The sequence below is a fragment of the Caldovatus sediminis genome (genome assembly GCF_014644455.1).
Taxonomy (GTDB): Bacteria; Pseudomonadota; Alphaproteobacteria; order Acetobacterales; family Acetobacteraceae; genus Caldovatus; species Caldovatus sediminis.
The window spans coordinates 135,272-157,364 of the sequence record NZ_BMKS01000002.1; the positions used below are offsets into that span (position 1 = coordinate 135,272).

General features: G+C 74.0%; 17 protein-coding genes. 7 read left to right on the top strand and 10 right to left on the bottom strand.

Translation table 11 applies throughout. The features are described 5' to 3' along the window. Positions 1-44 precede the first annotated feature (44 nt). Positions 45-1,166, bottom strand: coding sequence for a TRAP transporter substrate-binding protein (locus tag IEX99_RS03450; protein ID WP_188898512.1), 1,122 nt, complete (start codon positions 1,164-1,166; stop codon positions 45-47). Positions 1,167-1,339: 173 nt separating this feature from the next. Then, the gene (locus IEX99_RS03455) at positions 1,340-2,176 is read right to left on the bottom strand and encodes a ferredoxin--NADP reductase (protein WP_188898514.1); all 837 of its coding nucleotides are present in this window, start codon (positions 2,174-2,176) and stop codon (positions 1,340-1,342) included. 202 nt (positions 2,177-2,378) lie between these two features. Between IEX99_RS03455 and IEX99_RS03460 the strand changes: the two genes are divergently transcribed. The 3 genes from IEX99_RS03460 (at position 2,379) to IEX99_RS03470 (ending at position 5,363) form a co-directional block, all read left to right on the top strand. Beyond that, positions 2,379-3,062 carry a GNAT family N-acetyltransferase gene (locus IEX99_RS03460; RefSeq protein WP_188898516.1) on the top strand — a complete coding sequence of 228 codons (684 nt, stop codon included), beginning with the start codon at positions 2,379-2,381 and terminating at the stop codon, positions 3,060-3,062. 505 nt (positions 3,063-3,567) lie between these two features. Then, the gene (locus tag IEX99_RS03465) at positions 3,568-4,755 is read left to right on the top strand and encodes an amidase (RefSeq protein ID WP_188898518.1); all 1,188 of its coding nucleotides are present in this window, start codon (positions 3,568-3,570) and stop codon (positions 4,753-4,755) included. A 74-nt stretch (positions 4,756-4,829) separates the two neighbouring features. Continuing rightward, complete coding sequence (locus IEX99_RS03470) at positions 4,830-5,363, top strand: GNAT family N-acetyltransferase (RefSeq protein ID WP_188898520.1); 534 nt, start codon at positions 4,830-4,832, stop codon at positions 5,361-5,363. Positions 5,364-5,580: 217 nt separating this feature from the next. On the opposite strand, the gene IEX99_RS03475 is transcribed toward IEX99_RS03470, so the two are convergent. Together IEX99_RS03475 and IEX99_RS03480 are read right to left on the bottom strand one after the other, a co-directional pair. After that, positions 5,581-6,039, bottom strand: a complete 459-nt coding sequence (locus tag IEX99_RS03475; protein ID WP_188898522.1) for a gamma-glutamylcyclotransferase family protein — start codon at positions 6,037-6,039, stop codon at positions 5,581-5,583. Positions 6,040-6,217: 178 nt separating this feature from the next. After that, entirely contained in the window at positions 6,218-6,580 is a 363-nt protein-coding gene (locus tag IEX99_RS03480; protein ID WP_229677785.1) for a hypothetical protein, read from the bottom strand. 44 nt (positions 6,581-6,624) lie between these two features. On the opposite strand from IEX99_RS03480, the gene IEX99_RS03485 reads away from it, so the two are divergent. The 3 genes from IEX99_RS03485 to IEX99_RS03495 all read left to right on the top strand — a co-directional run bounded on the left by IEX99_RS03485 (position 6,625) and on the right by IEX99_RS03495 (position 11,573). Further along, a complete protein-coding gene (locus tag IEX99_RS03485; protein ID WP_188898526.1) occupies positions 6,625-7,566 on the top strand; it encodes an ArsR/SmtB family transcription factor in 942 nt (313 codons plus the stop codon). A 14-nt stretch (positions 7,567-7,580) separates the two neighbouring features. After that, the gene (metH, locus tag IEX99_RS03490) at positions 7,581-11,072 is read left to right on the top strand and encodes a methionine synthase (protein ID WP_188898528.1); all 3,492 of its coding nucleotides are present in this window, start codon (positions 7,581-7,583) and stop codon (positions 11,070-11,072) included. 120 nt (positions 11,073-11,192) lie between these two features. Then, the gene (locus tag IEX99_RS03495; protein ID WP_188898530.1) at positions 11,193-11,573 is read left to right on the top strand and encodes a hypothetical protein; all 381 of its coding nucleotides are present in this window, start codon (positions 11,193-11,195) and stop codon (positions 11,571-11,573) included. A gap of 381 nt (positions 11,574-11,954) precedes the next feature. On the opposite strand, the gene IEX99_RS03500 is transcribed toward IEX99_RS03495, so the two are convergent. From IEX99_RS03500 to IEX99_RS03520, 5 genes are all read right to left on the bottom strand, one after another. After that, entirely contained in the window at positions 11,955-14,285 is a 2,331-nt protein-coding gene (locus tag IEX99_RS03500; RefSeq protein ID WP_188898532.1) for a PAS domain S-box protein, read from the bottom strand. 281 nt (positions 14,286-14,566) lie between these two features. Next, entirely contained in the window at positions 14,567-14,983 is a 417-nt protein-coding gene (locus IEX99_RS03505) for a (R)-mandelonitrile lyase (protein WP_188898534.1), read from the bottom strand. Then, on the bottom strand, positions 14,980-17,346 hold the full coding sequence (locus tag IEX99_RS03510; protein ID WP_188898536.1) for a xanthine dehydrogenase family protein molybdopterin-binding subunit: 2,367 nt from the start codon (positions 17,344-17,346) through the stop codon (positions 14,980-14,982). The genes IEX99_RS03505 and IEX99_RS03510 overlap by 4 nt, the downstream gene beginning before the upstream one ends. After that, on the bottom strand, positions 17,343-19,067 hold the full coding sequence (locus IEX99_RS03515; protein ID WP_188898538.1) for an N-acyl-D-amino-acid deacylase family protein: 1,725 nt from the start codon (positions 19,065-19,067) through the stop codon (positions 17,343-17,345). Before IEX99_RS03515 ends, IEX99_RS03510 begins: the two co-directional genes overlap by 4 nt. A gap of 117 nt (positions 19,068-19,184) precedes the next feature. Next, positions 19,185-20,207 (bottom strand): AI-2E family transporter, encoded by a 1,023-nt coding sequence (locus IEX99_RS03520; RefSeq protein ID WP_188898540.1) that lies wholly within the window; start codon positions 20,205-20,207, stop codon positions 19,185-19,187. A 237-nt stretch (positions 20,208-20,444) separates the two neighbouring features. On the opposite strand from IEX99_RS03520, the gene IEX99_RS03525 reads away from it, so the two are divergent. Then, positions 20,445-20,756, top strand: coding sequence for a hypothetical protein (locus IEX99_RS03525; protein WP_188898541.1), 312 nt, complete (start codon positions 20,445-20,447; stop codon positions 20,754-20,756). A gap of 165 nt (positions 20,757-20,921) precedes the next feature. On the opposite strand, the gene IEX99_RS03530 is transcribed toward IEX99_RS03525, so the two are convergent. Next, positions 20,922-21,290 carry a hypothetical protein gene (locus tag IEX99_RS03530; protein ID WP_188898543.1) on the bottom strand — a complete coding sequence of 123 codons (369 nt, stop codon included), beginning with the start codon at positions 21,288-21,290 and terminating at the stop codon, positions 20,922-20,924. Positions 21,291-22,093: the final 803 nt, after the last annotated feature.

The following is a 22,093-nucleotide window of genomic DNA, read 5'->3' on the forward strand; positions in this document are numbered from 1 at the left end:
CCCGCCCCGGACCGGCGGGGCGGGCGCCCTCCGCGCCGGGCGGCTCAGCCCTGGCGCGCGAAGAAGTGGTTGTAGGCCAGCGCCGGGCTGGCGCTGAAGCGCAGGTAGAAGGCGCCGACGCGGCGGCACCATTCGCGCTGGCTGTCGCAGACCTTCTTGAAGAACGGCTCGCTCTCCAGGTTGCGCACCACCTGGTCCCAGGCGCGGAGCTGCGCCTCGAGGATCGGCCGCGGCGTGGTGTGCACCTGCACGCCCTGGCGCTGCACCATCTCCTGCAGGTCCTTCGAGTAGCGGTCCTGCTGCTTCCAGGACATGTCGGCCGAGGCGGCCTCCGCCGCGATCCGGAGGATCGCCTGCAGCTCCTCCGGCAGGCTCTCGTAGCGGGTCTTGTTGAACAGGATCTCGAAGGTCTCGGTGTTCTGGTGGTAGCTTTGGATCATGTAGATCTTGGCCACGTCCGGGAAGCCGAGCACGCGGTCCGAGGAGGGATTGTTGAACTCCGCCCCGTCGATCACCCCGCGCTCGAGCGCCGGCACGATCTCGCCGCCCGGCAGCGCCGTGACCGCGGCGCCGAGCACGTTGAACAGGTCGGTCGCGAGGCCGACCGTGCGGAACTTCAGGCCGCGCAGCTGCTCGACCCTCTCGATGCGGGTCTTGAACCAGCCGAGCGGCTGGGTCGGCATCGGCCCGGTCTGGAAGCCGACCACGTTGACGCGGAGGACCTCGCCGATCAGCTCGTTGTAGAGCTCGCGCCCGCCGCCGTAGTGGAACCAGCCGAGGTACTGGTGCGCGTCGCCGAACCAGGCCGGCGGCGTGCCGAACAGGCTGAACGCCTTGTGCTTCCCGAACCAGTAGGCGGAGACGCCGTGGCCGCCGTCGAGCGTCCCGGCCGAGACCGCGTCGAGGAGCTGGAAGGCGCCGACCACGGCGCCGGCCGGCAGCAGCTCGAGGCGCAGCCGCCCGCCCGCCATCTGGTTCACGCGGCTCACGTAGTCCTGCGCGAACTCGTGGAAGATGTCCCGCTGCGGCCAGGTGGACTGGAAGCGCAGCGTCGTCGTCTGCGCCCGGCTCACATTCGGCTTCGCGAGCACGGCCGCGCCGACCGCGCTGACGGCGGCGGCCCGCAGCAGCCCGCGACGCCCGGGGGTTGCGTTCTTGTCAGCCATTCGCGTCCTCTCCCATCCCGGCAAAGGAAACGGGCACCATCGGCGGCCCGTGCGCCAAAGACTGGCGCAAGCTGCCGTATCGGAGATCGCGGGAAAAAACAACATGAAGACCGCCTCGGCCGCGGGCGCCGCCGGGCCGGCCGCGGGCGCCGGCAGCCCGCCGGCCGGCGGGCCTACTTCTCCACGAAGGCGCGCTCGATCACGTAGTGCCCCGGCGCACTGCCCGAGCCCTCGACGAAGCCCTGTCCCTCCAGGAGGCCGCGCGCGTCGGCGAGCAGCGCCGGGCTGCCGCAGAGCATCACCCGGTCCTCCTCGATCCGGAAGGGCGGCAGGCCGAGGTCCGCGAACAGCCTGCCGGAGCGGATCAGGTCGGTGATCCGCCCCCGGGTGTGGAAGGCCTCCCGCGTCACCGAGGGGTAGTAGAGCAGCTTCTCGCGCACCATCCCGCCGAGGAACTCGTGCTGCGGCAGCTCGCGCGTGAGGTAATCGTGGTAGGCGAGCTCGGCGACCTCGCGCACCGTGTGGGTCAGCACCACCCGCTCGAAGCGGTCGTAGACCTCCGGCTCCTTCACCAGGCTCATGAACGGGGCGAGGCCGGTGCCGGTGCCGAGCATCCAGAGCGTCCGGCCGGGCAGCAGGTTGTCCACGACCAGCGTGCCGGTGGCCTTGCGCCCGACCAGCACCTCGTCGCCCGGCCGGATGTGCTGCAGGCGCGAGGTGAGGGGGCCGTTGGGCACCTTGATCGAGAGGAACTCGAGGTGCTCCTCGTAGGGCGCGCTGACCATGGAGTAGGCGCGCAGCAGCGGCCTGCCCTCGACCATCAGGCCGATCATGGCGAACTGGCCGGCCTGGAAGCGGAAGGCGGGGTCGCGGGTGCAGGTGAAGGAGAACAGCGACTCCGTCCAGTGATGGACCGTCAGCACCCGCTCCCGGAACAGCGCGGCCGGGGGGGGCGCGGCCGGCTGGGCGATGCGGGCGGTGGCGGCGGTGGCGGCGGCGGGGCTGGTCATGGCGCCCGCATATGCTGCGGCGCGCAAGCCGGCGCAACCGCGGAGTTGGCGGCGGCGCCCCGGGTCCGGCGCATGCTGTGTCCGCCGGGCCGGCCGGCGCCGGGCCCGGGGCGCCGCGGCAACGCGGGCGCGCCCCGCATGCGCTGGCATTCGGCGCTGCCCCGGTCCATCGTTGCGCGCCAGAGTTTCGGAGCCCGGCGCGATGACCACCTCTCCCGACCTTCCCCTCGGCGAGCCAGTGGACCCCACCCCGCGTCCGCTGCCGGCGCGCGTCCCCCACCACGGCGCGAGCGTGACGCTGGAGCCGCTCGGCCTCGCCCATCTCGACGAGCTTTGGCAGGCCGCGCAGGGCGCCGACGCGAGCTGGACCTATCTCGGCTACGGCCCGTTCGCGACCAAGGCGGCGTTCCGCGCCCACCTCGCCGCCTTCTCCACCCAGCACGACCCGATGGCCTGGGCCGTCCGCCCGCACGCGACCGGCACCGCGGACGGCTGGCTCACGCTGATGGACATCCAGCCCGCCAACGCCGCGATCGAGATCGGGAACATCTGGTTCCCGCCGCGGCTGCAGCGCACCCGCGCGGCGACCGAGGCGATGTTCATCCTGATGCGCCACGCCATGGACGAGCTCGGCTACCGGCGCCTGCTGTGGAAGTGCAACGCGCTGAACGCGCCCTCCCGCCGCGCCGCGGACCGGCTGGGCTTCATCTACGAGGGCACGCTGCGCGCCCACCTGGTGGTCAAGGGCCGGCGCCGGGACACCGCGATGTTCTCGATCCTGGCGGACGAGTGGCCGGCGCGGCGCGACGCCATCCTCGCCTGGCTCGACGACTCCAACTTCGACGCCTCGGGCCGCGCGCTCCGACCCCTGGCGCGCCGGGGGTGAGGCAGGTCGCCGCTCACCGCGCCGCGGCGCCGGCGCCCCGGCCGCCGCGCATGTAGTGCCTCTCGGGGCGGTAGCGCGCCTGGCGGACGGCGCGCCGCACCCGTTCCAGGATGGCCCGGGCGAGGGATGCGGGGCCCGGCAGGGGCCATGCGCGGCTCCGCGCCGATCCAGGAGGCCAGTCGGCGGCGATCGGGCCGGGGATCGGCCCTGCCGCCCTCCCGCAGGAATCGCGGCCGGCGGCAGCGAAGCGAAGGATGGGGCGGCGGCGCATCGCGGGGCTCCCTCCGGTCGGCCCGCGCGCCTCGCGCTTCCGGGCCCGGCGCGAGCCTATCCGCCGTGCGTTGCCAGACGGTTTCGCGCGGACGGGCAAGCGGTTTCCTCCGTTTCGCGCAGGTGTCGCCCGTCGCGGCGCCACGGTCGGGACGGGCGTTGTCTTCGCCTCCCGACTCGCGCAACGTTGCGGCCCGCCCGCCGGACCGCCCGCCACCCGGAGGATCGACGCCCCATGATCGCAGACGCCTTCGGAGCCTTCCTGCCGGGCCCGCCCGTCGAGATCGCCGGCGCCGCCGGTGGCCCGCTCGCCGGACTCACCTTCGCCGTGAAGGACCTCTACGACGTCGCCGGCCAGGTCACCGGCTACGGCAACCCGGACTGGGCCCGCACCCATCCGCCGGCGGCCGGGCACGCCACCGTGGTGCGCCAGCTCCTCGACGCCGGGGCCGACCTCCGCGGCAAGACCAAGACGGTCGAGCTGGCCTACGGCATGACCGGGGAGAACGTCTGGTACGGCACGCCGGTCAACCCGGCGGCGCCGGACCGCTTCCCCGGCGGCTCCTCCTGCGGCTCGGCCGTGGCGGTGGCGGCGGGCCTCGTGGACCTGGCGATGGGCTCGGACACCGCGGGTTCGGTGCGCATCCCGGCGAGCTACTGCGGCGTCTACGGCATCCGACCCACCTGGGGGGCGGTGAGCCTGGTCGGCGCCTGCCCCCTCGCGCCGAGCTACGACACCGCCGGCTGGTTCGCCGCCCGCGCCTCGGTCCTGCGCCGCGCCGGCGAGGTGCTGCTGCCGCCCGGTCCCGAGGCCGCGCTCGGCCCGCTGCTGAAGGTGCAGGAGGCCTGGGTGAACGCGCTGCCGGCCACCGCCGCCGCGCTCGCCCCGGCGCTGTCGGCGGCGGAGCGCGTCCTTGGCCCCGCGCTCGCGGTCAAGGTCGCGCCGGAGGGGCTCGATGCCTTCTACGAGGCCTACCGCTGCTCCATGGCGGAGGAGGCCTGGACCACCCTCGGCCCCTGGATCACGGCGACCGAGCCGCGGCTCGGCCCCGGCGTCGCCGAGCGCTTCGCCCTGGCGCGGGCGATGGACCCGGCGAAGGCGGCCGCTGGCCGCGCCTTCCGCCGCGTGGCGCAGGCGCGGCTGCAGTCGCTCCTCGCCGGCGGCGCGGTGCTGGTCTATCCGACCTCGCCCATTCCCGCGCCGAGGCTCGGCATCGGACTGCCGGAGCAGAACGCGGTGCGCGAGCGGACCATCGGCGTGACCGCGATCGCCGGCCTCGCCGGCCTGTGCGAGGTGACGCTGCCCGCGGGCCGGGCGGAGGGCGCGCCGGTCGGGCTGTCCCTCACCGCGGCGCCGGGCCGCGACCGTGCGCTGCTCGCCCTGGCGGAGCGCGTGGCGGAGGCGCTCGGCCTGCCGGTCTGAGGCGCGGCGCGCCGCGCTGCTTGCCGCGGCGTCGCGCCCGCCCTAAGCGGGGCGCAGCAGGAGCCCGCCGATCCATGCGCATCCGCGACGCGAACGCCGCCGCGCCCGGCGACATCGCCGCCATCACCGCGATCTACGCCCACCACGTCCGCACCGGCACCGGCACCTTCGAGGAGGCGGAGCCCGATGCCGCGGAGATGGCCGCGCGCCTCGCCCGCGTGCAGGGCGCGGGCTGCGCCTGGCTGGTCGCCGAGAACGAGGCCGGCGAGGTGGTCGGCTTCGCCTACTACACCCGGATCCGCGACCGCTCCGCCTACCGCTTCACCGCCGAGGACTCGGTCTATGTGCGCGAGGACCAGCGCGGCCAGGGGGTGGGCAAGGCGCTGGTCGCGGCGCTGATCGAGCGCGCCGAGGCGCAGGGCTTCCGCCAGATGGTCGCGGTGATCGGCGATTCGGAGAATGCGGGCTCGATCGGGCTGCACCTCTCGCTCGGCTTCCGCCGCGTCGGGGTGCTGAGGTCGGCCGGGCTGAAGTTCGGCCGCTGGCTCGACGTGGTGTACATGCAGCGGCCGCTCGGCGCCGGGGACCGGACGCTGCCGCCGGAGTGACCGCGGCGGCGTCGCGCGCCCCGCTGCCGCGGCGGCCGCGGCGCGACCGCCTCTCGCGCCGGGAGGCCGCGCGGGCGGGCCCCATGTGCGCGCGGCTGCGTGCGGGGAAGCCCCCTTTCCGCTGGTGCCGCCCCTCCGCGATCCGCTCCCCGGCGCGCCGTGCGGGGGCGCGGCGGCGGTACGGGGGGCGGTGCGCGCCCGACGCTGCCGCGCCCCGTCAGGCGGCGCCGAAGCCCGCGCGGGCGAGCGCCTCCTCGAGCGGCGCGGGATCGAAGCCGAAGAAGCGGTAGCCGCGTCGCAGCCGGGCGACGTACTCCTCGGACGGGGGGCCGTCGCGGCGCGTGTTTTCGATGTAGATCCGGGCCTTGCGGCCGTCGGGCAGAGCGATCTTCTTCCGCTCGTAGGCCGGTTCTTTCCGCCGCTTGGCACCCTCATCGGGGTTGGCGCCTTCGAAGCGATCGAGCGCCGCAAGGCAGGCGGCGGTGATGCGCCAAAGCCCGACCGGGCAGAAGGCTCCCGGGGCGGGTTCGATGGACGCGAAGCGCCCGATCCTCAGGCGCCAGCCGGGCAGGAGGAGGCTGCCCGCCACCTCGGCCTGCGGGCAGCGGCGGAGCATCTGCTCTGGGCAGAGGTTGCTGCCATAGGCCGCATAAGGTTCGGGAAGGAAATCCGCCAACCCCGTCCTCCCGCCGGTGAGCCCGACCAGGATAACCGCCGCGGTGGCAATGTCATCGGCAACCCCCCTCTTCCCGCCCCCTCTCGTCGGGCGCCGCCGATCGCCGTCCTTGCGGCCCGGCAGGCCGAAGTCGCGGCAGGCCGGACCCGGCTTGCCGGGCCGCGCGCGGCAAACGGCTTCAGGCCGCCCGGAAGCGCGCCCGGGCGAGCGGATCGCCGGCGAGGGCGGCGCGGATCGCCGCGGCGCCCCTCTCGCTGCGGGCGATCGCGGCCACTTCCGCGAAGAACGCCGTCTCGCCGCGCACCCGCATCAGGAACAGCCGGTCGAGCGCCACCGCCGCCGGGTTGCGCGGCGCGCAGCAGGCGCAGCCGAGCGCGTGGCCCGAGGCGGGCAGGTCGAACCGCGCCACCGGCCGGCCATCCGGCGGCAGGGGAGGGGGCTCGCCCTCGGCGAGCACGGCCGCGCCCGCCGGCGGCGGCTCGCCGGGGGCGAGCAGGCGGACGGGGATGCGGGGGTCGGGCGGGAGGGGGCCGGCGGTCATCCGACTGGACATAAAGATATGTTTATGCGACACGCAACCCGCCGATGCAGGATCTCCTCGCCCAGCTCCGCGCCGCCGCCGAGCCCACCCGGCTCCGCCTGCTCGCCCTCTGCGCCCGCGGCGCCTGGCGCGTCTCCGACCTCTGCGCCCTGCTCGGCCAGTCCCAGCCCCGCCTCTCCCGCCACCTGAAGCTCCTGGTCGAGGCCGGGCTGCTCGAGCGCACGCCGGAGGGCGCCAACGCCTGGTTCCAGGTGCCCGCCCAGGGCGACCTCGCCCGCGCCATCCTCGCCCGGCTGCCGGAGGACGACCCCCTGCTCGCCGCCGACCGCCGCGCCGCCGTGCGCCTCGCCGCCGAGCGGGCGCGCGAGGCCTCCGAGGCCTTCCGCCGCCAGGGCGCCGAGTGGGACGAGACCCGCGCCCTCGACCTCCCCGCCGCGGCGATCGAGGAGGCGCTGCTCGCCGCCCTGCCGCCGCGCGTCGGCAAGCTGCTCGACATCGGCACCGGCACCGGCCGGCTGCTGGAGCTGGTGGCGCCGCGCGTCGAGAGCGCCCTCGGCGTGGACGCGAGCCGCGAGATGCTGGCGCTGGCGCGCGCCCGCCTGGCCGAGCGGCACCTCTCCCACTGCGCCGTCCGCCAGGCCGACATGTACCGCCTGCCGCTGCCCGACGCCGCCTTCGACGCGGTGACGCTGCAGATGGTGCTGCACTACGCCGAGGACCCGGCGGCCGCGCTCGCCGAGGCTGCGCGGGTCGCCGTGCCGGGCGGCCTGCTGCTCGTCGTGGACCTCGCGCCGCACGGGCGCACCGACATGATGGGCCGCTTCGCCCACCGCTGGCCCGGCTTCGACGACGCCGCCCTCGCCGGCTGGCTCGGCGCCGCGGGCTGCGTGCCGGCCGCGACCGTCGCCATCGAGGGCGGCCCGATCCCGGTGCGCCTGTGGTCGGCGCGGCGCCGGCGCGGGCCCGTCTCCGTGCTCGCCTTCTGAAGGGGCGCCGCCGCATGGCTCGACCGCATCTCCTCGACGCCCTCCGCGACCGCGTGCTGCTCTGCGACGGCGGCATGGGCAGCCGCGTGCAGGCCATGGCGCTCGACATCGAGAAGGACTTCTGGGGCAAGGAGAACTGCACCGAGGTCCTGAACCTCTCCCGCCCCGACCTGGTGCGCGCGATCCACCGCGGCTACTTCGAGGCCGGCGCCGACATGGTGCTGACCAACAGCTTCGGCGGCTCCCCCGTCACCCTCGCCGAGTTCGGCCTCGCCGAGCGCGCCTTCGAGATCAACCGGATCGCCGTCGAGCTGGCGCGCGAGGCGGCGGAGGGCTTCGCCGACGGGCGCGACCGCTGGGTGATCGGCGACATCGGCCCGGGGACCAAGCTGCCGAGCCTCGGCCACATCGCCTACGACGCGCTGGAGGCGGCGCTGACCGAGCAGTGCCGCGGCCTGATCGCCGGCGGCGCCGACGCGCTGCTGACCGAGACCAACCAGGACACGCTCTACATCAAGGCCGCGGTGAACGCGGCGAAGGCGGCGCGGGCCGAGGCGGGGCGCGACGTCCCGATCCTCGTGCAGGTGACGGTGGAGACGACGGGGACGCTGCTCGTCGGCCCCGACATCGCCGCCGCGGCGACGGTCGCGCACGCCCTCGACGTGCCGCTGATCGGCCTCAACTGCGCGACCGGGCCGCAGGAGATGGCCGAGCACGTGCGCTGGCTGTCGCAGAACTGGCCGGGCCTGATCTCCGTGCAGCCCAATGCCGGCCTGCCGGAGCTGGTGGACGGGAGGACGCACTACCCGCTCGGCGCCGAGGAGATGGCCGTCTGGATGGAGCGCTTCGTGCGCGAGGACGGCGTCAACCTGATCGGCGGCTGCTGCGGCACCTCGACGCCGCACATCGCGGCGCTGGACGCGATGCTGCGGAGGCTCGGCCAGCCGCGCCCGGCGCCGGCGGCGCGCAAGGCGGTGTGGGTGCCCTCCGTCGCCTCCCTCTACGGCGCCGTCGCGCTGCGCCAGGAGAACAGCTACTTCTCCATCGGCGAGCGCTGCAACGCCAACGGCTCCAAGGCCTGGCGCGAGCGCCAGGCGGCGCACGACTGGGACGGCTGCGTGGCGATGGGGCGCGAGCAGGTGGCGGAGGGCTCCAACGCCCTCGACCTCTGCACCGCCTTCGTCGGCCGCGACGAGCTCGGCGAGATGGTGGAGGTGGTGAAGCGCTTCACCAGCAGCGTCAACGCGCCGCTGGTGATCGACTCCACCGAGACGCCGGTGATCGAGGCGGCGCTGAAGCTGCACGGCGGCAAGCCGATCATCAACTCGATCAACTTCGAGGACGGCGAGCGGCACGCGCACGACCGCATGGTGCTGGCGCGGAAGTTCGGCGCCGCGGTGATCGCGCTGACCATCGACGAGCAGGGCATGGCGAAGACGGCGGAGGACAAGCTCCGCATCGCCCGCCGCCTGGTGGACTTCGCCTGCGGCCGCCACGGCCTGCCGCCGTCCGACCTGCTGCTCGACCCGCTCACCTTCACCATCGCCACCGGCAACGAGGACGACCGCAGGCTCGGCCTCTGGACGCTCGAGGGCATCCGCATGATCCGGGAGGAGTTCCCGGACGTCCAGATCATCCTCGGCCTCTCCAACATCTCCTTCGGCCTCAACCCGGCCGCGCGCCACGTGCTGAACAGCGTCTTCCTCGACCACGCCGTGCGCGCGGGGATGACGGGCGCAATCGTCCACGTGAGCAAGATCCGACCCCTGCACCAGATCGCGCCGGAGGAGGTGCAGGTCGCCGAGGACCTGATCTTCGACCGCAGGCGCGAGGGCTACGACCCGCTCGCCCGCATGCTGGAGATGTTCGCCGGCCGCAAGGCCGCCGACGCCGCCGCGCGCAAGCGCGCCGACACCGTCGAGCAGCGCCTCAAGGACCGCATCGTGGACGGCGACCGCAAGGGGCTGGAGGCCGACCTCGACGAGGCGCTGAGGCGCTACCCGCCGCTCGACATCATCAACACCATCCTGCTCGACGGCATGAAGACGGTGGGCGAGCTGTTCGGCGCGGGCAGGATGCAGCTCCCCTTCGTGCTGCAGTCGGCCGAGACGATGAAGGCCGCCGTCGCCCACCTCGAGCCCTTCATGGAGCGCGTCGCCGGCCAGGAGAAGGGCACGATCGTGCTCGCCACGGTCAAGGGCGACGTGCACGACATCGGCAAGAACCTGGTGGACATCATCCTCACCAACAACGGCTACCGGGTGGTCAACCTCGGCATCAAGGTGCCGCTCGCCGACATGATCGCCGCGGCGAAGGAGCACCGGGCGCACGCCATCGGCATGTCCGGCCTGCTGGTGAAGTCCACCGTGGTGATGCGCGAGAACCTCGAGGAGATGTCGCGCCAGGACCTCGACATCCCCGTCCTGCTCGGCGGCGCCGCGCTGACCCGCAACTACGTCGAGGAGGACTGCGTCCGCGCCTACGCCTGCGGCCGCGTCGCCTATGCCCGCGACGCCTTCGACGGCCTGCACCTGATGGACAAGGTGGTCGGCAACGGCTTCGACGACTACCTCGCCGCCGTGCAGGCCAGGCGCCGCGGCAAGGCGCGCAACGAGAAGCGCACCCTCGGCCTCGCCGACCCGCGCGGCTTCGCCCCGGTGGACCTCGGCTACGCCCAGGCGCGCCGCCGCCGCCTCACGGCGGGGGAGCCGGTGCCGGTGCCGCCCTTCTGGGGCCCGCGCATCCTCTCCGCCGCGCCGCGCGCCATCGTGCCCTTCATCAACGAGCGCAGCCTCTACCAATTCCAGTGGGGCTTCCGGAAGCAGGGCCGCTCGCTGGAGGACTTCCTCGGCTGGGCGAAGCAGGAGCTGCGCCCGGTGCTCCGGCGCATGCTCGCGCTCTGCGAGGAGCAGGACATCCTCCGCCCCCAGGCCGTCTACGGCCACTGGAAGTGCGCCGGCCAGGGCAACGACCTGGTCCTGTTCGAGCCGGACGGCGTGACCGAGGTCGCGCGCTTCACCCTGCCGCGCCAGCCCAAGCCGGACGGCGAGTGCATCGCCGACTTCGTGCGCGACATCGAGGACGGGCCGGAGAACCGCGACGTCATCGGCCTGCAGGTCGTCACCGTCGGCCAGAAGGCCTCCGAGGTGGCGCGCCGGTGGTTCGAGGAGAACCGCTACCAGGACTACCTCTACCTGCACGGCCTCGGCGTCGAGATGGCCGAGGGCCTGGCCGAATACGTCCACAAGCGCATCCGCGCCGAATGGGGCTTCGCCGCGGAGGACGACCGCGACATGGAGCGGATGCTGAGCCAGGGCTACCGCGGCGGCCGCTACTCCTTCGGCTACCCCGCCTGCCCGCGGCTGGAGGACCAGGCGCCGCTGCTGCGGCTGCTCGGCGCGGAGCGGATCGGCGTCACCCTCTCGGACGAATGGCAGCTCCATCCGGAGCAGTCCACGAGCGCGATCGTGCTGCACCATCCGCGCGCGAAGTACTTCACGGTCTGACCGGGGGGCGGCCGTTGCGCGGCCGCACGGGATCGTGACTTGTCCCGCCGCGGTCGTTTCCCGTCCGATCGTTTCCCCTTGCCCCGCCGGGGGCGACGAGAAGGCGGCCGAGACCTTCCCATGGCGTCACACATCTTCACCCGCGACCACGGGTCGTTCTCCTCGATGCGCCAGCCCGACTGGCTGCCCGAGGCGATCGAGACGGCGGCGAACGACCGGGAGGCGCCGCCCTTCGCCGTCGCCGTCCGCACCGCGGCGGGCGTGGAGGCAGGCGCGAGCCTGCTCTGCCTGCCGCAGAACCGCGGCTACGCCGTCCTGCTCGTCACGGCCGAGGGCGCGCGGCGGACGGTGATGTTCCAGAACGAGGGCGCGGCGCTCGCCTTCTTCCTCGAGCAGGGCGTGGCCTTCGCCCGGACCGTCGCCGAGACGTTGCGCGCCGCGGCGCCTGCCGCCGCCGATCCTGCCGCGGCGGCCCGGCGGGCCGCCGCCAGCGCGGACTGATGCCGGCCGGCCTCAATCCCGACATTCAATCCCGACATGTCGCACGTGGGGGGGCGACGAGCGAGCCGAGGCGCTGGAGGCGAGCGCGTTCCAGGCAGAGCGGCGTGTCGCGCCGACCCGGTCGTAGTCGCCGAGGAGCCGGTGGCCGAGGTGTCGCTCGCGCAGCCGGCGCCAGGCGCGCTTGGGCGGGTTCCACTCGGGCGCGCAGGGCGGCAGCGGGGCGAGGGGATGGTCTCTGGCACTTGCCGCCGCCCCCCGCGGCCATCGCCTCCGCCCGCCCAGATCGGACGCGGCCCGAATCGGGGTCCGCGGCGCCGCCCTCTTCGACCTCGGCGACCGCCGAGAGGCGGGGTGGCCGATCCCGCTCCGGTCCGTCCCTGCCTACCCGCGGCCCCGCGAGAGCTTCGCGACCGCGCGCAGCAGCTCGGCCTCCGAGTATGGCTTGTGCACCACCGGCAGCTCCCGCGCCGCCGCGCCCGCGTAGGACCCGGCGTAGCCGGAGGCGAGGAGTACCGGCAGCAGCGGCCATCGCGCGCGGATCGCGCGCGCCAGGTCGAGGCCGCTGATCCCGCCCGGCATCAGCACGTCGGTGAACACCAGGTCGAAGTCCGCGCCGCGGCTCCGCTCCAGCAGCTCGAGCGCCGCCCGCGCGTCGGGCACCGCGGTCGCCCTGTGGCCCGCCCCCTCCAGCAGCTCCGCCGCGAGCCGGGCCACGGTCGGGTCGTCGTCCACCACCAGCACCCGGACGGGCGCCGCCGGGCCGGAGTCCTGCGGCCCGGCCGCGGCGGCGTCGCGCTGCGTGCGGGAGACCGGGGACCGCTTCGTGGCCGGCAGGCGGAAGGTCACCGTGGTGCCCCGGCCGACCTCGCTCTCGATGCCGAGCGCCCCTCCCGACTGCCTGGCGAATCCGAATGCCTGGCTGAGGCCGAGGCCGGTACCCTTGCCCGGCGGCTTGGTGGTGAAGAACGGCTCCAGCACCCTGCCGAGGAGCTCCCTCGGGATGCCGGTCCCCGTGTCGCCGACGCGGATCACGACGCAATCGCCCTCGAGGCCTTCCCCGGGCGCGTGCAGGGTGGCGTTCTCGGCCGCGATCCGCAGCACGCCGCCCCGCGGCATGGCGTCCCGCGCGTTGATCGCGACGTTCAGCAGCGCGAGCTCGAACTGCGCCGGGTCCACCTCGATCGGCCACAGCCCGTCCGGGATGTCGGTCTCGATGCGGATGTCGCCGCGCAGCGAGCGCGCCGCCAGTGCGGCGATCTCGCGCAGCCGCGCGGCAGTGTCCACGACCTCGGCGCGCAGCGGCAGGCGGCGCGCGAAGGCGAGCAGCTGGCGCGTCAGGCTCGCGCCGCGCGCCGTCGCCTGCCGCATGCTCGCGATTATCTCCGTCGCCTTTCCCGCCTCCTTCGGGAAGCGCCTCTCCAGCAGCCGCAGGCCGCCGTCGATCACCTGCAGCAGGTTGTTGAAGTCGTGCGCCACGCCGCCGGTGAGCTGGCCGACCGCCTCCAGCCGCAGGGCCTGCGAGAGCTGCTCGCGCATCTCCTCGAGCGCGCGCTGCGCCTCGCGCCGCTCGCTGATGTCGCGGGTGACCTTGGCGAAGCCGATCAGCCGGCCCGCCTCGTCGCGCACCGGCTCGATCACCACGCTCGCCCAGAAGCGGCTGCCGTCCTTGCGGACGCGCCAGCCCTCGGCCTCGAACCGCCCCTCGCCCGCGGCGAGGACGAGGCCGCGGGCCGGCATCCCCGCGGCGCGGTCCTCCTCGGTGTGGAAGCGGGAGACGTGCTCGCCGATGATCTCTCCGGCGGCGTAGCCGGTGATCCGGCGCGCGCCCTCGTTCCAGCTCGTCACCCGCCCGCTCAGGTCGAGCATGAAGATCGCGTAGTCCGTCACGCTCTGCACCAGCAGGCGGAAGTGCCGCTCGCTCTCCTCCAGCCTGCGCTGCGCCTCGCGCGTTTCGGTGACGTCGCGGGTGATCTTGGCGAAGCCGATCAGCCGGCCTTCCTCGTCGCGGATCGCGTCGATCACCACGCTCGCCCAGAAGCGGCTGCCGTCCTTGCGGACGCGCCAGCCCTCGGTCTCGAAGCGGCCCGTGCGCGCGGCGGTGGCGAGGGCGCGCGTCGGCCGGTCCGCCGCCCGGTCCTCCGGGGTGTAGAAGCGCGAGAAGTGGGTGCCGACCGCCTCCTCCGCGGTGTAGCCCTTGATCCGCTCGGCACCCGGGTTCCAGTTGGTCACCCGGCCGTCGGTGTCGAGCATGAAGATCGCGTAGTCGGTGACGCCCTCGACGAGGATGCGGAAGCGACGCTCGCTGTCGGTCAGGCGAAGCTCCGCCTCGCGCCGGGCGGAGACGTCGCGCGTGAGTTCGGCGAAGCCCGTGACCCGGCCCGCTTCGTCGCGCGCCGCCACCAGCACGGAGGCGGCCCAGAAGCGGGAGCCGTCCCGCCGCGTCCGCCAGCCTTCGGTCTCGTGCCGCCCCGACTCGGCCGCCGCCGCGAGCGCCGCCGCCGCCTGCCGCTCCCCGGCATGGACGCGTGTGAATGGCTGGCCGATCGCCTCGGCGGCCGAGAAGCCGAGCAGACGCTCCGCGCCGGGGTTCCAGCTCTCGATCCGCCCCTGGGGGTCGAGCGTGCAGATCGCGAGATCGGTCAGCGCCTCCGCGAGGACCCGATATCGCCGGTCTGCGGCGGCAGGCTTCAGCTCGATCACCTTGTTCTGCATGGCGGCTTCCGGAGCGGCGGCCGGTCCTGGAGCTCCTCCGCCGGTCGCGCGGAGCCGGGCCGGACGGGGTGTCGGCGGCGGATCCTGTGGCACCGCGCACGACGCCGCGAATCAACTCGGCCGGAACGACGGTGCGGTCCGCGGACCGGTACGGTCGCGGCGCCCGGGCGCATGCCCGACGCCGCGGCCGCACTGCGGGCGGATCGTGGCGCGCTCCGATCCCATCCGCCTGCGCGGTCCGCATCCTCCCGGATGCGCGGGTGGCCGCTCGCCGCCGGCGCCTATCCCGCCGGCGCCGGGGGCTTCGCGTAGTCCGCGTCCGAGACGTGCTCGAACCACGCCGTGCCCTGGCCCTTGTCGTCGTTCTCCGACATGGCGAGGTGGGAGAAGATCCGGTCCGGCGCCGCGCCGTGCCAGTGGCGGACGTTCGGCGGGATCAGCACGGTGTCGCCGGGGCGCAGCTCCTGCACCGGCTCGCCCTCGCGCTGGTAGCGCCCGATGCCGGACAGGCAGTAGAGCGTCTGCCCGACCGGATGCGCGTGCCAGGCGGTGCGCGCGCCGGGCGTGAAGGTGACGACGCTCGCGCGCAGGCGCGAGGGCGGGGTCACCGACAGGACCTCGTCCTGGTAGACGACGCCGGTGAAGCTGCTCGCCGGGGCCTGCCTGGTCGGCCGTGCCGAGGCGCGGACGACGGTCATGCTGTCCTCCATTGCTCCAGGGTGACGGGGGCGCCGCGGATCGCGGCCCAGACGCGCTCCGGCGTCGCCGGCAGGTCGAGGTGCCGCACGCCGAGCGGGCGCAGCGCGTCCACCACCGCGCCGAGCAGCGCCGGCAGCGCGCCGACCGTGCCGGCCTCGCCCGCGCCCTTGACGCCGAGCGGGTTGGTCGCGGTCGGCACCGGGTTGCTCAGCACCGTCAGGGCGCAGAGCGCGTCGGCGCGCGGCATGGCGTAGTCGAGGAAGCTCGCGGTCAGGAGCTGGCCGCTCCCCGGCGCGTAGCGGATGCACTCGCCGAACACCTGGCCGAAGCCCTGGGCGATGCCGCCGTGGATCTGGCCCTTGAGCAGCAGCGGGTTGATCACCGTGCCGACGTCGTCCACGACGACGTAGGAGAGCAGCGCGGTCTCGCCCGTCTCCGGGTCCACCTCCACCTCGCAGACATGGCAGCCGTTCGGGAAGGTGGCGTCGCCGGGGCGGGTGACGAGCAGCGCCGAGAGGCCGAGCTCCTCGCCCGGCGGCAGCGCGCCGGGGACGTAGCTGAGGCGCGCCAGCTCCTCGATGCCGATGGCGCGGTCGGTGCCGGCGACGCGGAAGGCGCCCTCGGCGAATTCGATGTCGGCCTCGTCGGCCTCCAGCAGGTGCGCGGCGATCCGCCGGCCGCGGGCGATGATCTTCTCCGCCGCGCCGACCAGCGCGCCGCCCGCCGCCATCATCGAGCGCGAGCCGATGGTGCCGCGGCCGTGCGTGACCAGGTCGGTGTCGCCGCAGACGACGCGGATGCGCTCCGGCGCGACGCCGAGGCGGGAGGCAGCGATCTGGCGGAACACCGTCTCGTGCCCCTGGCCGTGGTTGTGGCTTCCCATCAGCAGCGTCACCGAGCCGCCGGAGTCGAAGCGGATCTCCGCCGCCTCCTCCATCGGGTTGCGGTGCGGGCCGCCGGCGCTCTCGATGGCGTTGGCGAGGCCGATGCCGCGCAGCCGGCCGCGCCGCCGCGCCTCCTCGCGCCGCGCGGGGAATCCCGCCCAGTCGGCGGCCTTGAGCGCCATCTCCATGTTCCGCGCGAAGTCGCCGGTGTCGTAGGTGTAGTCGAGGCCGGTGCGGAACGGCATGGCCTCGCGCGGGATCAGGTTGCGCCGGCGCAACTCGATCCGGTCGAGGCCCATCTCGTCGGCGGCGAGGTCTATGACGCGCTCGATCGCGTAGATCGCCTCCGGCCGCCCGGCGCCGCGGTAGGGCGCTGTCGGCTGGGTGTGGGTGAGGATCCCGCGCACCTCGGTGCAGATGTGCGGCGTGCGGTAGACGCCGGCGAGGCCGCCGACGTTGTTGGTCGAGGAGACCGGCCCCTGCCAGGCCAGGTAGGCGCCGAGGTTGCACAGCGTGCGCACGCGCAGCGCCAGGAAGGTGCCGTCCGCGTCCAGCGCCAGCTCGGCGGTGGAGACGTTGTCGCGCGCATGGGTGTCGGAGAGGAAGCTCTCCGTCCGCGTCGCGGTCCAGCGCACCGGCCGGCCGAGGCGCTTCGCCGCGTGCAGCGCCAGCACGTATTCCTGGAACGGGCTCTCCTTCATCCCGAAGCCGCCGCCGACATCGGGCGAGACGACGCGCAGCCGGCTGGTCGGCACCCCCAGCGCGTGGAGCGCGATCTCGTTGCGCATCACGTGCGGGAGCTGCGTGCCGGCGACGAGGGTGTAGCGGTCCTCGGCCGGGTCGTGGGTCGCGAGCGCGTTGCGCGGCTCCATCGGGTTGGCGGAGACGCGGGTGATGCGGAAGTCGAGCCGCGCGATGTGCGCGGCGCGGGCGAAGGCCGCCTCGACCGCGGCGAAGTCGCCGAGGCGGAAGACGAAGCTCTCGTTGTCCGGCGCGATGTCGGGCCAGACCGCCGGCGCGCCCGGCCGCACCGCCTCCGCCGCGTCGGTCACGCAGGGGAGCGGGTCGTACTCGACGACGATGCGCTCGGCCGCGTCCTGCGCCGCCTCGCGCGTCTCGGCCACCACCGCGGCCACCGCGTCGCCGACGTAGCGCACCTGGCCGTGCGCCAGCATCCGCCAGGGCGTCTGCGCGATGGGGGAGCCGTCGCGCCGGTGGCGCGGCGTCACGCAGCGCAGCACGCCGAGCTCGCCGATCTCCCCGGGCGTCAGCACCAGCAGCACGCCGGGCGCCGCGCGCGCCGCCTCGGCACGGATCGCCAGGATGCGCGCCGCGGCGTGCGGCGAGCGCAGCACCACGAGATGCGCCGCGTCGCGCGCCGCGGCGGCGATGTCGTCCACGAAGCGCCCGGCGCCGCGCAGGAAGCGCGCGTCCTCGACGCGCCGGACCGCCGCGCCGATGCCGAACGCGGCGCTCACGCCCCGGCCGCCGCCCGCACCAGCCGGCCGGGCCGCGCGCCCGTCTCCTCGCCCCGCTCGAAGACCGGGGTGCCGGAGACGAGCGTCATGTCGTAGCCGTCCACGCGCTGCACCAGGCGCTTCCCGCCGGCGGGCAGGTCGTAGACCATCTCCGGGTGGTGCAGGCGCAGGCGGTCGAAGTCGATCACGTTCACGTCGGCCTTGCGGCCCGGCTCCAGCCGGCCGCGGTCGTGGAAGCCGAAGAAGTCCGCGGTCTCGCTGGTCAGGCGCCGGACCACGAACTCCAGCGGCAGGCGCTCGCCCCGCGTCCGGTCGCGCACCCAGTGGGTCAGCATGAAGCTCGGCAGCGAGCCGTCGCAGATCAGCCCGCAATGCGCCCCGCCGTCGGAGAGGCCGAGCAGGGTGTCGGGATCGGTGATCATCTCGCGCACCACGCCGTGGTCGCCGTGCACGTAGTTGGTCACGGGGTAGAACAGCATGCGGCCGCCGTCCTCGCCGGTGAGGTAGTCGTAGAGGAACGCGGCCGGCGGCTGCCCGGCGCGCGCCGCCATGGCGGCGATGCTGCGCTCCTGCGGCGGCTCGTAGTCCGGCGGGTCGCCGAGGACGTACATGCGGTCGTAGCGCTCGGCGATCGGCCGCTGCAGCGGCGGCAGGATGGCGAGCAGCGCCTCCGACGGCTCCTCGGCCAGGATCGCCGCCCGCACCGCCGGGTCGCGCAGCCGCCGCAGCCGCTCCTCCCACGGCAGCTTCGTGAGCGCCGCGAAGCTCGGCCGCGGCGCGAAGGGGGTGAGCGAGGTGGTGAGGCCGAGGATCAGCCCCACCGGGCGCCCGGCGACCTGGGCGGTGATCGCCGCGCCCTCCCGCCGCGCCGCGCGCACGCCCTCCATCAGCCGCCGCCAGCGCGCGGGATCGTAGGAGCGGTCGGTGAGCAGGAACCAGAGCGGGCGGCCGGTGGCGCGCGCGAATTCGCGCATCCAGCGGAACTCGGCGGCCTCGTCCTCGAAGTCGCTCAGCATCCCGAAGGCGCCGCGGCCGGCGCGGCCGAGCGCGGTGCCGATGCCGAGCAGCTCCTGCTCCTCCGCGTAGCGGCCCGGCACCAGGTCGCCCGAGGGCGTCTTGTGCTGGTCCGTGCGCGAGGTGGTGAAGCCGAAGGCGCCGGCGCGCAGCGCCTCCTCGGTCAGCCTCGTCATCGCCGCGATGTCGTCGGCGGTCGCCTTCTCGCGCCGGATCGCGCGCTCGCCCATCACGTAGACGCGCAGCGGGTGGTGCGCGACCTGCGCGGCGACGTCGATGGTGCGCGGCAGCCGCGCCAGCGCGTCGAGGTAGTCGGGGAAGCTCTCCCAGTCCCAGCGCAGCCCCTCGGCGAGGGCGATGCCGGGGATGTCCTCCACGCCCTCCATCAGGTCGATCAGCGCCTGGTGGTCGCGCCTGCGGACCGGGGCGAAGCCGACGCCGCAATTGCCCATCAGGATCGTCGTCACGCCATGCCAGGAGGAGGGCGCGAGCACCGGGTCCCAGGTCGCCTGCCCGTCGTAGTGCGTGTGCACGTCCACCCAGCCCGGCGTCACCAGCCGCCCCTCGGCCTTCACCTCGCGCCGCGCCGGCCCGGCCTTGCCGCCGACCTGCACGAGGCGGTCGCCCTCGATCGCGACGTCGCCCGCGAAGGCCGGCCGGCCGGTGCCGTCCACGATCGTGCCGCCGCGTATGACGATGTCGTGCATCGCGTTCCCTCCTCGCGGGTCTGCCCCGGTCCCGCTCTCCGCTGGCGGAGAGGATGGACGCCCGGCGGGGCGAGGGCAACCGGTCCCGCGTCCTCGCGCGCCCGGCCGGGGCCGGCCTCACGCCGGGCCCGCCGCCCGGTCGCCGAGCGTGTCCTCCACATAGAGCATCCGCACCAGGATCATGACCACGAGCAGCAGCGGCGTGGCGAGCAGCACGCCGTAGAGGCCGAACAGCGAGCCGAGGCCGACGATGGCGAGGATGCCAAGCGCCGGCGGGATGGACACCGCACGCCGCTGCAGCATCGGCGTCAGCACATAGCCCTCCAGGTTCTGGATGAAGACGAAGAGCAGCAGCGTGTAGAGGGCGTCGGCCGGGCTCTGGGCGAAGGCGATCAGGACCGCCGGCGCCCCGGAGAGGATCGGCCCGAGATAGGGGATGACGTTGAGCAGGCCGGCCAGGATGCCGAGGGCGAGGGCGAGCGGGATGCCGAGCAGCGTCAGCCCCGCCGCCGTGATCATGCCCACGGCGAGCATGGCGATGGACTGGCCGAGGATCCAGCGCCAGAGGCCGCTGCCCAGCGCGTCCAGCACCTCGGCGGCGCGCGCCCGCCGGGCGGGGGGCACGAGCCGGAGCAGGCCGCCGCAGTAGGGCGCCGGGTCGGCGGCCAGGAACAGCGCCAGCACGATGACGAGGATCACATCCGTGAGGGCGGTGAACACCGTTCCGAGCAGCCCGCTCGCCATGCTGAGCAGCGCGCCCGGATGCGGCGTCCCCCCCGCCGCCAGGAGATCGCGCCCCCACTCGTACTGCGCGACGAAGTCCCTGAACCGCTGCAGCGCCCGCGGCAGGGCGCGCCAGAGCTGCTCGAACTGCACCGCCACCTGCGGTCCGACCGAGAGGACAAAGAGGACCCCGAGCAGGACGATCGCCAGGACCACGGCGGCGAGGGCGGCGCCGACGGGCAGCCGCGCCCAGCGGCTCAGCTTCGCCGCCAGATGGCGGAGCAGCACGGCGACCAGCACGCCGCCGAAGGCGACGAGGAGGACGTTGACGAGTCGCCAGGCCAGAAGGGCAAGGCCGGTCACGAGCAGCGCGACGAGCAGCGGATGGAGGCGGCCGTCGCCGGCGGTCAGGGGCATCGGATTCCTCATGGGCGGCCGCGGCGGCGCGACCGCGGCGCAGGTGGGATGGGTATCACGATCTCCGGTCGCCGGCGCCGCGCGGCCGCGCATCGTGCGGCGGCTGCCCGCAACCATCCGCGGCGGGCGGCCGTTCTCCAGGCGGCACCCCCGCGCGAGACACGCGGGCGGAGCGCGCCGGGCGAGCGGTGCGCGGCCTTGCCGGGGCCGCGCTCGCGACCGGGCAAGGAGGGCATCGTGATCGGACGGGGCGGCGGCAGGCGCTTGGCCATCGGCATCGTCGGCGGCGCCATGGTGGTCGCGGCCGTGGCGGCGGTCGCCGTGGCGGCGATCCGGGCGGGCCGCGGCGGCCTGGGGCGGGCGGCCGGACGCCGGCGCCCGTCGCCGCCGACCGGGGCGGCCGGGCACGGGCCCTTCGGCGAGATCCGCCCCGCGGGGCCGGAGGCGATGCGCAGCCCGCCGCAGCCGCCCTGGGACAAGGTGGACGAGGCTTCGGACGAATCGTTCCCGGCGAGCGACCCGCCCGGATACTACGCGCTCAGGGCCTGACGGGCGGGCCGCGCGGTTCGGGCGACGGCGCGGCGGGCGGAAAGAACCCTTCGGCGAGGCACTGCGCCGGCGGACGGAGCGCGCGCGGCGCAGGCCGGACCGGCCCGCGCGTTGTGCGGCGGCGGGGAGGGCGGCGTCCACCGCCTCCCCGCCCGGGACATCGCATCAGCCCCAGACCGAATCGTTCGGATACGACAGGCCGGTCCCGGCTTGCTGCTCGACCGCGAACTCGTTGTCGGCCTTCTGCTCGGCCTCCTGCCCGGCCGTCTGCTGCTGGCTGGTCTCGCTGGCGTTGTTCTGGGTGACCGAGACGGTGCTGTGGACGAAGATGTAGTCGGGGCCGTTGCCGGTCTTGGTGTTGTAGCTGAACAGGACGGCGGTGTTGGTCTGGCTGGTCTCGGCCTTCTGCTCCTGCCCGATGTCCTGCCTGGCCTCCTGTTCGATGTCCTGCTTGACGTCCTTGACCAGGTTCTCGGCGTCGCCGCGCTTCCTGCCCCAGGCGTAGGCCCAACCGTTCCAAGGGAATTTCGGCATGGGAATTCTCCTGTCGAATGCCGTCGGGCTGAGATCCGGCTCGAGCGCTGGAACGCAGCGCTCGAAGCGGAACCGATTGTGGGCGAGTTTCGATCTATATCTATCTCAATCCGTATGCATTACGGATCTGAAATCCACGAATGCGTTCCTTTTGATCTCCTCTATGCTCGGATGACACGGCTTATTACGGGGAATCCGCGTGGAAATATCAACAATTTTCGTATCTGTGTGATTTCATATATTCCGAAAATATTTTATAAAAATCAAATAATGAAAATTATCTAAAGTTTAAATTGATCGTTCTGCGTCGCCGCGGGCGACAGAAGAACAATGAATGGTTTCCGCTGGCAGGTTTTCATTCGTGTTTCATGTATTCATTTTTGGGTGTAGTTCGATGGTTTGAACGGAACGGATGAAGAGGCGGTCGGAATTTCCGAAAGGTACACAATCAGGTGAGCCGCGCCGCCCCTTTGGCATCGGCCGTGTTCCGCCGCACCTGCTCCCTCGCCCTCGGCCGGATGCCCCCTTCGAATGACCGCGGCCCGGCCGGCGCGGGCGGTCCTGTCCGCCCTCCCACGGCCGGGTGATGCTCGTGCGTCCCCGCCCAGGCGAGACCCCGGAGATGATGTCCGGCGCGCGGGCGCGGGCGGCCGGTCGGGTCCGGACCTGTGCCGAGCGGTCGTGCTGCGCTACGACCCGCCTGCTGGCGGGCCCCCTCGCCGCTTCGCTCTGGTCCGGCGGGCCGCCGGCCCCTGGCCTGCGCGCCGGTGCCTACCGGAGGAGCCCGGCCCGCCGGCGCCGGG

Excerpts from the sequence above, each read along its gene's own strand:
- IEX99_RS03450 (WP_188898512.1), bottom strand. The coding sequence starts at position 1,166 with ATGGCTGACAAGAACGCAACCCCCGGGCGTCGCGGGCTGCTGCGGGCC.
- IEX99_RS03455 (WP_188898514.1), bottom strand. The coding sequence starts at position 2,176 with ATGACCAGCCCCGCCGCCGCCACCGCCGCCACCGCCCGCATCGCCCAG.
- IEX99_RS03460 (WP_188898516.1), top strand. The coding sequence starts at position 2,379 with ATGACCACCTCTCCCGACCTTCCCCTCGGCGAGCCAGTGGACCCCACC.
- IEX99_RS03465 (WP_188898518.1), top strand. The coding sequence starts at position 3,568 with ATGATCGCAGACGCCTTCGGAGCCTTCCTGCCGGGCCCGCCCGTCGAG.
- IEX99_RS03470 (WP_188898520.1), top strand. The coding sequence starts at position 4,830 with ATGCGCATCCGCGACGCGAACGCCGCCGCGCCCGGCGACATCGCCGCC.
- IEX99_RS03480 (WP_229677785.1), bottom strand. The coding sequence starts at position 6,580 with ATGACCGCCGGCCCCCTCCCGCCCGACCCCCGCATCCCCGTCCGCCTG.
- IEX99_RS03485 (WP_188898526.1), top strand. The coding sequence starts at position 6,625 with ATGCAGGATCTCCTCGCCCAGCTCCGCGCCGCCGCCGAGCCCACCCGG.
- metH (WP_188898528.1), top strand. The coding sequence starts at position 7,581 with ATGGCTCGACCGCATCTCCTCGACGCCCTCCGCGACCGCGTGCTGCTC.
- IEX99_RS03495 (WP_188898530.1), top strand. The coding sequence starts at position 11,193 with ATGGCGTCACACATCTTCACCCGCGACCACGGGTCGTTCTCCTCGATG.
- IEX99_RS03500 (WP_188898532.1), bottom strand. The coding sequence starts at position 14,285 with ATGCAGAACAAGGTGATCGAGCTGAAGCCTGCCGCCGCAGACCGGCGA.
- IEX99_RS03505 (WP_188898534.1), bottom strand. The coding sequence starts at position 14,983 with ATGACCGTCGTCCGCGCCTCGGCACGGCCGACCAGGCAGGCCCCGGCG.
- IEX99_RS03515 (WP_188898538.1), bottom strand. The coding sequence starts at position 19,067 with ATGCACGACATCGTCATACGCGGCGGCACGATCGTGGACGGCACCGGC.
- IEX99_RS03520 (WP_188898540.1), bottom strand. The coding sequence starts at position 20,207 with ATGCCCCTGACCGCCGGCGACGGCCGCCTCCATCCGCTGCTCGTCGCG.
- IEX99_RS03530 (WP_188898543.1), bottom strand. The coding sequence starts at position 21,290 with ATGCCGAAATTCCCTTGGAACGGTTGGGCCTACGCCTGGGGCAGGAAG.